Below are 12,166 nucleotides of genomic sequence, written 5' to 3' on the forward strand. Positions count from 1 at the left end.
TCCCCTAGATCCTGATATCAATTCCGGTGTTCACAAAGGTTGCGGTAATTTTAATCGAGTCCGTAGTTTCCAGATATGGCTGCGGCGCCGATTCTGGCAGAGGATTAGGCTTTCTCGCCAAAAAATTGTTTTGCGAGCTCCATCCCTCCTCACCATCGGAAAATGAGATGTCTGCGCCTGAAATCCCTGCGTCACGAAGCTCCTTTGAGAGTAGATCTATGTTTCTCCTCAACAAATCGAACGTCTCTGGCCGTTCGGCAAGGATCGTTACAGCCGGATTGTCGCCCGGTGATATCAGCATCCGAACTTTCCCCAATTCTGCCGGATCAAGAATAACCTCAACCCGCGCAGCAACCTGCGTAGGTGTAACTTCTCGCCCTATTTGGCGTATAACTTGGCGTGGGTCAAAGCTCGAGGTCTTGATGGATCTTTCAGCATGGTCACCTTCATGAGAGGCTGGAGCCTTTATCTCATAATCCTTTAAAGGGATTGCATCTTGACCCTCGTTACTCATATGAAAATCCATCATGGCTGTGTCGGTGAAGGGTTCGGATAAGCTCTCCATTACGATCGGGTCGGATTTTGAAAATGCCGCAACATTCGGTAGAGGTGTAACTTTTATGAGATCGTGTTCCTTGTGGCCGTGTAGAGAGCCTTCATCGGCAGAATTTTCAAGAAAATTACCGCCGAATATATTTTTGAGAGTATGACCATTGCTCGACATGCCTGCGTAGGTGCTGAGGCCTCGTTCCGAGAGCTCATGATGCAGGATCTCTGCTCTCCCCGGTTTCTGATCGGCGTATTCGAAGAAATCCGATACCATTTCCACCCATTCGCTTTCCTCCACCAACGGCTCTGCTGTGATTTGTCTCTCTCCGGCGGCACCGATATGGTCCGAACTGCCGAGAGATAGCTGATCGGCTGCAACGGTCGGATCGGCGGCCAGATCAAGAACCGAACTGTCGGCCGTATCATCTGCATCGGCAAGGATATCTTCATGGTCGGATGCAGTGGAATGGACGGGCGATTCGATCGGCTCCGCCGTAGGGTCGTCTTGCAGCTGGATGCCGAAAAAACCAGAAAAATCAGCGGTTTTGCAAGTGCTTAGCCGAACCGCACTGTTGCACTGCACGCCAAGTGGCGCAGCTGCTGCTTGGTGACATGTAAAACCCACATCCACTTGGATCCCCTCTGTGCCGATCAAGTTGCTGCCAGATTGGCATAGCAAGATTACCAAATATTTACTTATGCCAGATAAAGTCACCCGTTGTTGAAACTTTTATTCAGAAAAGAGCCTGGCATGGAGAGAGTTCTGGCAGCAGGAATCGCCTGCACGACAACCCGACCGAAACCGAGCGTCGTCGATGGACTCGAGCAGGCATTTCTTGTGGAAATGCTGAAGCTCGCCGGACCCGGACAGCCGACCGGTGAGTTCGGCGGCGGCATCGGCGAATCGCAATTTGCAAGCCTGCTGAACGATACCTATGCGGAAGCCATCGCGGAACGAATTGATATTGGATTTCAACGACGTAACGAGGAGATCGAATGACAAAAGCCCTACATTTGCTCCAACAGGCGAGGGAGGATCTTCTGGTATTCCAAACCGATTCGGCCCTTGTGAAAATGCAGGAATTTGAAGTGCTTGTTCACTCTGGCGCGATGCCAAGGGACAGGGTTGCAGAAACTGCCGAACTGCTGCGCGACATTCTGTCCCTCGCCAGTGCTGCCTGCGACGGTGTGGCGGCCGCGCAGCGGCAGCTTGCCGAGATCGCAGCCTTGTCGCGCCACCTGAACACCTATGATCGCCAGGGCCGCAGGATCGGCAATCCTATTTCTTCACCGCATGATAGAAGATTTTGAGTAAACTTTTCTGTAGTCTTTGATTGCCTGGGTCGCCTGGTCAGGAGTTTATTCAGGAAGGGCGGATAGATCGAATGACGTGACATAGTCATCGGGTCCGTCCCGTAGGTCAGAAGGCCTCTTGCACTAGAAACGGGTAAACCACCCAGGAATGGAGATTGAAGATGTCCAGCATTCTGACCAATAATGGCGCGATGGTCGCGCTGCAAACCCTGAAGGGGATCAATGCGAATCTGACGAAAGCCCAGAATGAGATTTCGACCGGAAAAAAGGTCGCCAACGCACAGGACAACGCTGCGGTTTGGGCCATTTCGAAGGTCATGGAATCCGACCAAGCAGTCTTCAAGACGCTTCAGAGCAACCTGAATCTTGCTGCGGCGGTGGTGACGACTGCGCGGGACGGTGCTGAAGATATCCGTGATTTGCTTGATGAAATGAGAAGGCTGGCAAGCAGTGCCGGCAGTGATGCGAACGATTTTGCGACTGTGAACGAGCAGATCGTGGAGAAAAGGAACCAGATTATTTCGACGATTGACGGAACCCAGATGAATGGGGTCAATCTGCTCAAGACCAATCCGATCGGTACTGCGACATCCTTCAGCGTCTTGGCGTCCTTGGACCGGACGGCGGGTACAGCTGTAACCACTGCGCAGACGATTACGGTCAATTCTGTGGACTTCGAGGCGGATATTGAAGGCGCTACAATCACGACCATCACGGACAGCACCACGGCACGAACTGCGGTTGGTGAAATCGAGGCGTTGCTCGACATCGCGAAGACAGGGGCAGCAGAACTTGGTACGGCCGCCAAGCGGATCAACGATCAATCGAATTTCGTATCGAAGCTGGCCGATTCGCTGACTGCCGGCATCGGTGCGCTGGTGGATGCCGATATGGAGGAAGCGTCAGCCCGTCTGCAGGCGCTGCAGACCCAGCAGCAGCTTGGGGTGCAGGCGTTGTCGATCGCCAATCAGGCGCCGCAAACGATTCTGTCGCTATTCCGATAATCTACCAAGGGCGCCCTGTGGGGCGCCCTTCGTTCCAATATAGGTCTAGAATGGGTCTCCTGACGTGAAGCTTGCAAATTTTCAAAGCACTGACACGAATTTTGGTTCGCGGCATGTTCGAACAGACAGGGATAATGAGTATTTTGCGTTTTCCCAGGTAACGCAAAAGCTCAAGAACGCAACTAAAATCGATGATCGTTATGCGATGATAGAGGCGGTAAACGCCAGTAGCCAGCTTTGGACTGTCATAGCTGCCGATCTTGCCCATGAGGAAAACAGTCTACCTCCAGAGGTAAAGGCGGGCCTGCTATCGCTTGCTTTTTTCTCTCTCAAGCAAGGCCGTCGTATCCTGTTGGAACGCGCCTCTGCTGAGCCGCTCATAGAAATAAACATCAGAATAATGAAGGGTTTGCGAGGGGACATGAATTCATGACAGGCCTTGTTCTCAAGCTGGCTCCTCGCGAAAGAATTCTGGTGAACGGTGCCGTAATAGAAAACGGCGATAAGCGTTCCAAGGTATCAATTCTTACGCCGAATACCAGTATCCTTAGATTAAGAGATGCCATACATCCAGATTCTGTCAACTCTCCGGTTTCGAGGATATGCTATATCTGCCAACTCGTTCTCACCGGAGATGCTCTTGAGGATGAGGGGCGAAGGCAGGTTCTCTACGGTATAGAGCAGTTGTCTCAAGTTTTTCGTGATCTGGACAGTGGCAGTTTGCTTGATTTCGCCTCCAATGCAGTAATTGAAGGGGATTACTACGGGGCCTTTAGGAAGCTCAGACTGCTTATTCCAAGGGAGTCAAGGTTAATGGCCATAGGTAAGCCATGAGTTATAATGTTCAGGCGGGATCGGGAGGGTATGCGGGCTGGAAGATTCTTGAGCGTACGATGGTGAAGCAGCGTAGCGCTTTTCTCAAGAGTCATGACATAAGGGTTTCCAAGGATTATTTTCAGAAGAACATTCAGAACATTAAGACTGCCGAAGAGCTGGTCAATGACAGAAAACTGTTGGTGGTCGTGCTGCGTGCCTTTGGGTTGGATTCTGACGTTAACAACAAGTTCTTTTTAAGAAAGGTTATTGAATCCGATCCTGCCGATAAGGGTAGTTTGGTAAATAGGCTTGCAGATAAGCGTTACCTTGCCCTGAATCAGGGTTTGGCGCTCCATTTTTCGTCGGAGGGGCAAGGTGCTAGGGTTGATGTCGGTGCGATTATTGAGAAATATGAGTCGAGATCATTCGAGAGGAATATCGGGGAAAGGCATGCGGAAATTGAGCTGGCGTTGAACGCGCAGCGAGAATTGCTAAATATTGCGACTTCAGATGCAAGTGAAAATACGAAATGGTATCAAATTCTCGCGTCTAAGCCTCTGCGCCAGGTGTTTGAAGGAGCTTATGGTATTGGAACCGGATTTTCCTCTCTTTCCATTGATAGGCAGCTTTCGGAGCTGAAGGTGAGAACCGAGAGACTTACCGGAAGCAATAGCGTGAGCCAGTTCGAATCAGGCGATGGTCTTGATCTTGTTCTCAGGCATTTTCTTTTGCGTAGCCAGATGAGTGTGTCATCGGGGAGCTCTCGTTATGCCAATGCCCTTGCCTTGTTGAGAGCATAGGCAGCTATTCCGTAATATTTTACGTTAAGAAATGGGAAGACGTGCCTGTGGGAGTTGTCCTTGCTTGATCTCGATTGATACCCGAGAGCGCAAGCTTGAAGCCCAGAGGGCGCAGCTGCGGGTGGCCATCGCCATTGCGACAGAGCCACCTGTCCTGCGACGCCATCCCGGCCTCAGGGAGCTTACCGGGTCCAGATCACTAACTTCGTCACCGTTCTGTTCCCCTTGGACATTAAGGTGGAAGCCATGGCCGCGCTGCGCAGCTTGATTTCGTTGGATCCACATGTGCGCGGACAGAGATGCGGGTCGAACTGGAAGGCGAATCCGCGGGTGTTTTTGCGGGGGGAGATGACCGCACCAGAACCTTACAAGCGGAAGGGGCTGGTCGCTTGCAGGTTGGAAAGAATGGTTGCGCACGCCATCTGCCGGTCTTGCCGATCCCGCTCCGGCGGTACCGTTCGAATGCTCGGCGGTGTCGGTGCGAGAGAAGCAATCGGCCGCCGAGGATTATCGGAGTGTCGAAACCCGCTGCCCTCGGCGACAACGCCAATGGTCGCGACGTGGTGTACCCCTGGGATAAACGGCGCCAGGCTTCGGGAGGAGTTCCTTGATTCGTCCTGGCAAATGCTCGACCCGCATTTCGGTCTTGGCAGTCTTGGAGCAGGATCTGTTCTGCCTGCTGTGGGGAGCGCGGCGACATTAGGTGCGCCGATCAGGTATTCAGCCAGCATTTTCTTTCGGGATGGCTGCGACCGTGGCGCAGCGGAAAACCCGGCAGGTGCCTCCGCGCCTTGTGCAGCACCGGCATTGCGGTGGCACGGGTTCGAGCCAGGTCGCGCATCGCGTTCGGCACCTATGCGAAGTCAACCGGCGCCGCGCTTGGTCAGCATCACCTTGGCGATTGCTCTTTTCCAGGGGCAACGGAGGTGCGACCAGGGCGCGCTCCTGCCTCGGCTTGACAGGCGGGCGGTGTCAGAACGGCGCTGCCGAGGGCCGATGCGATGGGCGGGGGCGATCCCGGCCAATGGGACAGCCGCGAGGCATCAGGGGGTCCGGTGCCGGTCACAAGCCCGGCCATGGCGGGTTTTCATGCCTTCTGCGCGGTGCGGACCGGGCGTATCTTCAGCCTGACCGGCACGGTGATCACCACCAGGCAAGCGACGACCAGCACCACGCCGATCCAGCCAAGCGCCAGCAGGCGCTCGCCCACCACCAGGATGGCCAGCATCGCCGCCACCACCGGCTCGATCAGGGTGATCGTCGTCGCTATGCTGGCGGAAATCCGCGCCAGGCCGATGCCGAAGCAGACATAGCCCAGGAACATCGGCACCAGCGCCATGTAGATGCCCACCGCGGCATTCCCCCACGAGGCCAGGAACGGCCCGCCGGTCGCGACCAGCACCGGCATCAGCAGCAGCCCGCCGATGCCGAAGGTCGCGCCCATCGCCACGCGCGAGTGGATGCCGCGTAGCATCAGCCGCCGCGCCGTCCAGGAGTAAAGCGCATAGGTCAGCCCGCCGACCAGGCCGAGCGCGATGCCGAGCAGGGTCGCGCCCTCGCCGGCCTGGTGTCCCGCATCCTCGGCCAGGCACAGCAGCACCATGCCCAGAAGCCCGATCGAGGCCCCGGCCAGCCAACGCCGCGACAGCCGCGCGCCGTCGAAAAGCCATTCGATCAGGGCCGACAGCAGCGGTGCCGAGCCGATGGTCACCACCGTGCCGATGGTCACCCCGGCCAGGCGCATCGAGGCGTAGAAGGCCAGCGGATAGATCGCCACCGCCAGCCCCCCAAGCAGCAGGTTGCGCCAATGCCGTGCCAGTTCCGGCAGGGCGCGGGCGATGCGCCCGCCGGCCAGCAGCGCCTGCAGCAGCCCGCCGACGCCCATCGCCGCCGCGCCGATGGCGGCCGGGCCGACCTCGGGCGCGAAGGTGGCGGCGGTGCCGGTGGTGCCCCAGACGACCGAGGAGAACAGGACCGCGGCGACGCCGATGCCGTGATCCCTGGACGGGCTGCTCACAGCGCCTCCAGCATGTTCGAGGCCATGGCGCGGGCCTCATGCACCAGGGCGCTGGTGCCTTCCAGCCCGGCGCGGGCGATGGCCCCTTCCAGCAGGAAGGAAAGCTGCTGCGCCAGCCGGGCCGCGCGGTCTGGATCATCAGGCAGCAGTTCGGCCAGGGGCGCGGCCAGCAGGGCTTCGACCTCTTCCTTGTGGTGGCGGACGGCCTGGCGGCCGACGTCGCCGGCGGTCAGTTCGGCGGCGGCGTTCAGCAACCCGCAGCCGCGAAAGCCGCGCTCGTATTCATGCTCGGCATGGTCCTGATAGGCGTCGAACACTGCCAGCACCCGCGCGCAGGGTGTTTCGGCATCCCGCGCCCGAGCTTCATGGAGGCCCAGCCATTCCTCGTGCCGCGCCTGCAGATACTGGTTCACCAGGTCGGCCTTGGAGGAGAAGTTGTTGTAGAGGCTTTTCTTCGCCACGCCCGCGCGCTCGACGATGGCGTCGATGCCGGTCCCGCCGATGCCGTTGTTGTAGAACAGCACGGCAGCCGCCTTGAGCAGCCGTTCGCGCGCGCTTTCCGGCGCTGGGGGCTGGGGAGCTTCCATCATCGCCTCCACGAAGTAGGTAGGTCGGTATACCTATGGCTGGCCCGGCGAGTCAAGCAGGGCTTGCGGCATCCGACGCGGAGAAGCGGTTGACAGGAGAGGGTCAAAATTATAAACGAACGACCGTATTGAAATCTTGGTGGTGGATATGGGACGCAAGCGCACGATCAACCGCGACGAGTTGATGGGCGCCATCGAACGGGTGGCGCGGCGCTCGGGCATTGCCGGGCTCAGCATCGACGCGGTGGCCAGGGAGGCCGGGATCAGCAAGTCCAGCGTGGTCTATGACTGCGAAAGCAAGGCCGGGCTGCTGGCCGCCTTCATCCGCCACAAGATGGCCCAGCACCGGGCGCGATTCGCCGAGGTGCGCGCCCGGCACGAGGGCGAGCCCAATGCCCGGCTGCGCGCGCTGATCGATGAATATCGCCGGGTTCCGACCGACGAGGAACTGGACATGGCGCTGCTGATCAGCGCCAGCATGGGCGAGCATGCCGAATGCCGCGAGATCATGCGCGAGGTGCTGGCCGGCGATGCCGAGGCGGTCGCGGCCGAGGCGGCCGACCGGCGCCGGATGCTGATGGCGCTGCTGACGCTGCACGGCATGGCCTTCCTGGAATATTTCGGCTTCCACCGCTTCGACCAGGAAACCCGCGATGAGATCCTTGATGAATTGATGGCGGTCGCGGAAAGCGACCCCGGCACAGCCGGAGACTGATCCCTCCCCCCAACCATTCAGCCCTCCCAGGAAAGAACCATGACCATGAGACTGTCTCCCGGCCTTTGCGCCGGGCTTGTGCTTTGCTGCCTGACGGCGGCCGCCCCGGTGGCGGCGCAGCAACTGCCGCCGCCCCAGGTCAGCGTGCAGGTGATGACGCCCGAGGCGTTGCCGGTGGTGAACGAACTGCCCGGCCGAGTCGCCGCGACCCGCATCGCCGAGGTGCGGCCCCGCGTCGGCGGCATCGTCGTCGAGCGCGTCTTCGAACAGGGCGGCAAGGTCGAGGCGGGCGATGTGCTTTATCGCATCGACCCGGCGCCCTATGACGTGCGCGTCGCCAGCGCCCAGGGTGCGCTGGCCCGCGCCGAGGCCACCGCGCTGAACGCCGCCGACCAAGAAAAGCGCGCCCGTGCCCTGCGCGAGCGCAAGGTAACGGCGGGGGTCGACCTGGACAATGCCGCCACCGCGCTGGCCCAGGCCCAGGCGGATGTCGCCATTGCCCGCGCCTCGCTGCAAGAGGCGCAGCTGAACCGTTCCTATACCGAGGTGACGGCGCCCATCGCCGGCGTGGTCGGCCGCGCGCTGGTGACCGAGGGGGCGCTGGTCAACGCCCAGACCGACATCATGGCGACGATCCAGCAACTCGACCCGGTCTATGTGGATTTCACCCAGTCCTCCTCGGAGCTTTTCGCGCTGCGCCGGGCCCTGGCGGCGGGGCAGCTGGCGATGATGTCGGCCGACGAGGCGGCGGTGCGGCTGATCTTCGACGACGGCAGCGAATATGCCCATCCCGGCAAGCTGCTGTTTTCCGAGGCGAGCGTGGACAGCTCGACCGGGCAGATCACACTGCGCGCCGAGTTCCCGAACCCCGAGGGCGAGCTGCTGCCCGGCCTTTACGTCCGGGTGCGGATCGAGCAGGCCATGCGCGACAACGCCCTGACCGTGCCGCAGATGGCGGTGCAGCGCGACCAGTCGGGCCAAGCCTATGTCTATGCGCTGAAGGATGACGAGACGGTCGAGCGCCGCGACGTGACCCTGGGCCAGACCACCGACAACCGCTGGCTGGTGGAAAGCGGGCTGGAGCCGGGCGACCGCGTCGTGGTGCTGGGGGCGCAGAAGCTTTACCCCGACGCCAAGGTGGTGGCGCAGCCGGTCGAGGCCCCCAGGGTGCCGGCCGGCGCCGCCGCGGCCGCCGAAGCGCCCGCGCAGGAGTAGGGCGATGGCACGGTTCTTCATTCACCGGCCGGTGCTGGCCTGGGTGATTTCCATCTTCATCGTCATCGCCGGCGTGCTGGCGCTGCCGATGATGCCGGTCGCGCAATATCCGCAGGTGGCCTGGCCGCAGATCACCATCTCGACCGCCTATACCGGCGCCGCGCCGGGCGAGATCAACCAGGCGGTCGCCCAGCCCATCGAGGACGAGCTGAACGGCGTCGAGGGGCTGGCCTATTACGAATCGGTCTCGGACAGTTCCGGGGCCATGTCGATTACCGCCACCTTCGAGCCGGGCACCGACATCGCCCGCGCCCAGGTCGACGTGCAGAACGCCGTGGCGCGGGTCGAGCCGCTCTTGCCGCAAAGCGTGGTCGACCAGGGCGTGCTGATCGAAGAGGCGGGCACGGGCTTCCTGATGATGGTGGCGCTGACCTCGGACGACGGCTCGCTGGACGACATCGCGCTGGGCGATTACCTGAACCGCAACGTGGTGGGCGAGATTCGCCGCATCGAGGGTGTGGGCCGGGCGCAGGTCTTTGCCCCGGAACGCGCGCTGCGCATCTGGGTCGATCCGGCCAAGATGACCGGGCTGAACCTCAGCTCGGCCGAGATCGTGGCGGCGGTGCGGGCGCAGAACGCGCAGGTGGCGGCCGGCAAGGTCGGCGCCGACCCGAACCCCATCGGCCAGCAGCTGACCGCGACCGTGCTGATCAAGGGTCAGCTCGACGACGTGGACGAGTTCGGCAAGATCGTGCTGCGCGCCAATCCCGACGGCTCGACCGTGCTGCTTCGCGACGTGGCGCGGCTGGAAGTGGGGGCGGAAAGCTACAGCTTCGCCTCGCGCATCAACGGCAAGCCGGCGGCGGCGCTGGGTGTCCAGCTGTCGGCCACCGGCAATGCGCTGAACACCTCCGAGGCGGTGCATCAGAAAATGGAGGAGCTGTCGCAGTTCTTCCCCGAGGGGGTGAGCTACACAATCCCCTACGACACCACCCCCTTCGTCGAGGCTTCGATCGAGAAGGTGCTGCATACGCTGGTCGAGGCCATGGCGCTGGTCTTCGTGGTGATGTTCCTGTTCTTGCAGAATTTCCGCTATACCATCATCCCGACCATCGTCGTGCCCATCGCGCTGATGGGGACGGTGGCGGTCATGCTGGCGGCGGGGTTCTCGATCAACGTGCTGACCATGTTCGCCATGGTGCTGGCCATCGGCATCCTGGTCGACGACGCCATCGTGGTGATCGAGAACGTGGAACGCATCATGGCGACCGAGGGCCTGCCGCCGCGCGAGGCCACCAAAAAGGCCATGGGCCAGATCTCGGGCGCCATCGTCGGCATCACGTTGGTGCTGGCGGCGGTCTTCGTGCCGATGGCCTTCTTTCCCGGCTCTTCGGGCATCATCTATCGCCAGTTCGCGCTGACCATGGTGGTGTCGATCCTGTTCTCGGCCTTCCTGGCGCTGACGCTGACCCCGGCGCTTTGCGCGACCTTCCTCAAGCCGATCAGCGGCCATCACGAAAGGAAGGGCTTCTTCGGCTGGTTCAACCGCAATTTCGACCGGCTGACCGACCGCTATACCGGCGCGGTCGGGCTGGTCACGCGGCGGCGGCTGGTGATGATGGCTTTCTACCTGGTGCTGGTCGGGGCGACGGCCATGGGCTTCCTTCGCCTGCCCTCCAGCTTCCTGCCGAACGAGGACCAGGGCTTCATCATCGCCGACATCCAGACCCCGGCCACGGCCAGTTCCAACCGCACCGACGAGGTGCTGGCCCAGGCCACGCAGATGTTCCAGCAGAACGAGGCGGTCGAGAATACCGTGGCGATCCGCGGCTTCAGCTTTTCGGGGCAGGGGCCGAATGCGGGGCTGATGTTCGTCACCTTCAAGGACTGGGCCGAGCGCGAGCAATCGGCGCAGGACATCGCCAATGCCGCGAACATGCAGATGTTCGGCTATCAGGACGCGCAGGCCTTCGCACTGTCACCGCCGCCGATCCCCGGCTTCGGCGCCACCGGCGGCTTCAGCTTCCGCCTGCAGGACCGCGGCGGGCAGGGGCAGGAGGCGCTGCTGGCCGCCGCCCAGCAGATCATTGCCCAGGCCCAGGAAAACGGCATCGCCACCGGGCTGCGGATCGAGGGGCTGCCCTCGGCCGCGCAGGTCTTCGTCACCATCGACCGCGAAAAGGCCAATGCCTTCGGCGTGACCTTCGCCGACATCTCGGCGACGATCTCGCAATACCTCGGCTCGGCCTATATCAACGACTTCCCCAATGCCGGGAAGATGCAGCGCGTGGTCATGCAGGCCGAGGAGGACTCGCGCATGCAGGCCGAGGACATCCTGGCGCTGACCGTGCGCAACGCCAATGGCGGGATGGTGCCGTTTTCGTCCTTCGCCAGCGTGGCGTGGGAACAGGGGCCGTCGCAGGTCGTGGGCTATAACGGCTATCCGGCGGTCCGCATCGCCGGCGCCGCCGGGCCGGGCTACAGTTCCGGCGCCGCCATGGCCGAGATGGAGCGGCTGGCGGCCGAACTGCCGCAGGGCTTCGGCTACGAATGGACCGGGCAGTCGCTGGAGGAGATCCAGGCCGGCAGCCAGGCGACGCTGCTTTACGCCATGAGCATCCTGTTCGTCTTCCTGCTGCTGTCCGGGCTTTACGAAAGCTGGTCGATCCCGCTGTCGGTGATGCTGGTCGTGCCCCTGGGTGTCCTGGGCTGCGTCGTCGCGGTCATGCTGCGCGACATGCCCAACGACATCTATTTCAAGGTCGGGCTGATCGCGATCATCGGGCTTTCGGCCAAGAACGCCATCCTGATCGTCGAATTCGCCAAGGATCTGCGCGACGAGGGCCAAAGCCTGATCGAGGCGGCGGTGACGGCGGCGAAGCTGCGCTTCCGGCCGATCCTGATGACCTCGCTGGCCTTCACGCTGGGCGTGGTGCCCTTGGCCATCGCCACCGGACCGTCGGCGGCCAGCCAGAACGCCATCGGCACCGGGGTCATCGGCGGCATGGTCGCGGCCACGGTGCTGGCGGTGTTCTTCGTGCCGGTGTTCTTCGTCTTCGTGCTGGGCCTGTTCAGCCGGGCGACCGGCCGCCGCGAGTCCGCGCCCATCCGCGGCGATACGGCCGCTTGAGTCGCGCCGCAGCCCATGG

At 61.4% G+C, this 12,166-nt stretch carries 12 protein-coding genes; 9 read left to right on the forward strand and 3 right to left on the reverse strand.

Annotation, left to right across the window (positions count from 1 at the left end):
- Positions 1-4: 4 nt before the first annotated feature.
- Positions 5-1,204, reverse strand: a complete 1,200-nt coding sequence (locus KF941_RS20350; protein WP_214274359.1) for a flagellar hook-length control protein FliK — start codon at positions 1,202-1,204, stop codon at positions 5-7.
- A gap of 96 nt (positions 1,205-1,300) precedes the next feature.
- Here KF941_RS20350 and KF941_RS20355 point away from each other — a divergent pair, with 96 nt between their 5' ends.
- The 6 genes from KF941_RS20355 to KF941_RS20380 all read left to right on the forward strand — a co-directional run bounded on the left by KF941_RS20355 (position 1,301) and on the right by KF941_RS20380 (position 4,483).
- Positions 1,301-1,549, forward strand: coding sequence for a hypothetical protein (locus tag KF941_RS20355; RefSeq protein ID WP_214274360.1), 249 nt, complete (start codon positions 1,301-1,303; stop codon positions 1,547-1,549).
- Positions 1,546-1,860: a hypothetical protein gene (locus KF941_RS20360; RefSeq protein WP_072462512.1), complete on the forward strand. Its 315-nt coding sequence runs from the start codon at positions 1,546-1,548 to the stop codon at positions 1,858-1,860. The genes KF941_RS20355 and KF941_RS20360 overlap by 4 nt, the downstream gene beginning before the upstream one ends.
- A gap of 164 nt (positions 1,861-2,024) precedes the next feature.
- Positions 2,025-2,867, forward strand: a complete 843-nt coding sequence (locus KF941_RS20365) for a flagellin (RefSeq protein WP_036754856.1) — start codon at positions 2,025-2,027, stop codon at positions 2,865-2,867.
- A 64-nt stretch (positions 2,868-2,931) separates the two neighbouring features.
- Positions 2,932-3,300: a flagellar biosynthesis regulator FlaF gene (locus KF941_RS20370; protein WP_084197054.1), complete on the forward strand. Its 369-nt coding sequence runs from the start codon at positions 2,932-2,934 to the stop codon at positions 3,298-3,300.
- The gene (gene flbT / locus KF941_RS20375; protein ID WP_084197056.1) at positions 3,297-3,701 is read left to right on the forward strand and encodes a flagellar biosynthesis repressor FlbT; all 405 of its coding nucleotides are present in this window, start codon (positions 3,297-3,299) and stop codon (positions 3,699-3,701) included. Before KF941_RS20370 ends, flbT begins: the two co-directional genes overlap by 4 nt.
- On the forward strand, positions 3,698-4,483 hold the full coding sequence (locus KF941_RS20380; RefSeq protein WP_084197058.1) for a DUF1217 domain-containing protein: 786 nt from the start codon (positions 3,698-3,700) through the stop codon (positions 4,481-4,483). Before flbT ends, KF941_RS20380 begins: the two co-directional genes overlap by 4 nt.
- A gap of 1,087 nt (positions 4,484-5,570) precedes the next feature.
- On the opposite strand, the gene KF941_RS28580 is transcribed toward KF941_RS20380, so the two are convergent.
- Positions 5,571-6,500 carry an EamA family transporter gene (locus KF941_RS28580; RefSeq protein WP_214274361.1) on the reverse strand — a complete coding sequence of 310 codons (930 nt, stop codon included), beginning with the start codon at positions 6,498-6,500 and terminating at the stop codon, positions 5,571-5,573.
- Positions 6,497-7,090, reverse strand: coding sequence for a TetR/AcrR family transcriptional regulator (locus KF941_RS20390; protein ID WP_214274362.1), 594 nt, complete (start codon positions 7,088-7,090; stop codon positions 6,497-6,499). Before KF941_RS20390 ends, KF941_RS28580 begins: the two co-directional genes overlap by 4 nt.
- A 145-nt stretch (positions 7,091-7,235) precedes the next feature.
- Between KF941_RS20390 and KF941_RS20395 the strand changes: the two genes are divergently transcribed.
- The 3 genes from KF941_RS20395 to KF941_RS20405 are packed head-to-tail and all read left to right on the forward strand — an operon-like array spanning position 7,236 to position 12,147.
- Positions 7,236-7,802, forward strand: a complete 567-nt coding sequence (locus KF941_RS20395; RefSeq protein WP_214274363.1) for a TetR family transcriptional regulator — start codon at positions 7,236-7,238, stop codon at positions 7,800-7,802.
- 39 nt (positions 7,803-7,841) lie between these two features.
- Positions 7,842-9,017: an efflux RND transporter periplasmic adaptor subunit gene (locus KF941_RS20400; RefSeq protein WP_036754861.1), complete on the forward strand. Its 1,176-nt coding sequence runs from the start codon at positions 7,842-7,844 to the stop codon at positions 9,015-9,017.
- A gap of 4 nt (positions 9,018-9,021) precedes the next feature.
- Positions 9,022-12,147, forward strand: coding sequence for an efflux RND transporter permease subunit (locus KF941_RS20405; protein WP_214274364.1), 3,126 nt, complete (start codon positions 9,022-9,024; stop codon positions 12,145-12,147).
- Positions 12,148-12,166 lie beyond the last annotated feature (19 nt).

This window comes from Paracoccus sp. pheM1, from assembly GCF_018499825.1.
GTDB classification, from domain to species: Bacteria; Pseudomonadota; Alphaproteobacteria; order Rhodobacterales; family Rhodobacteraceae; genus Paracoccus; species Paracoccus versutus.

Excerpts from the sequence above, each read along its gene's own strand:
- KF941_RS20355 (WP_214274360.1), top strand. The coding sequence starts at position 1,301 with ATGGAGAGAGTTCTGGCAGCAGGAATCGCCTGCACGACAACCCGACCG.
- KF941_RS20400 (WP_036754861.1), top strand. The coding sequence starts at position 7,842 with ATGACCATGAGACTGTCTCCCGGCCTTTGCGCCGGGCTTGTGCTTTGC.
- flbT (WP_084197056.1), top strand. The coding sequence starts at position 3,297 with ATGACAGGCCTTGTTCTCAAGCTGGCTCCTCGCGAAAGAATTCTGGTG.
- KF941_RS20390 (WP_214274362.1), bottom strand. The coding sequence starts at position 7,090 with ATGATGGAAGCTCCCCAGCCCCCAGCGCCGGAAAGCGCGCGCGAACGG.
- KF941_RS20405 (WP_214274364.1), top strand. The coding sequence starts at position 9,022 with ATGGCACGGTTCTTCATTCACCGGCCGGTGCTGGCCTGGGTGATTTCC.
- KF941_RS20395 (WP_214274363.1), top strand. The coding sequence starts at position 7,236 with ATGGGACGCAAGCGCACGATCAACCGCGACGAGTTGATGGGCGCCATC.
- KF941_RS20380 (WP_084197058.1), top strand. The coding sequence starts at position 3,698 with ATGAGTTATAATGTTCAGGCGGGATCGGGAGGGTATGCGGGCTGGAAG.
- KF941_RS20360 (WP_072462512.1), top strand. The coding sequence starts at position 1,546 with ATGACAAAAGCCCTACATTTGCTCCAACAGGCGAGGGAGGATCTTCTG.
- KF941_RS20365 (WP_036754856.1), top strand. The coding sequence starts at position 2,025 with ATGTCCAGCATTCTGACCAATAATGGCGCGATGGTCGCGCTGCAAACC.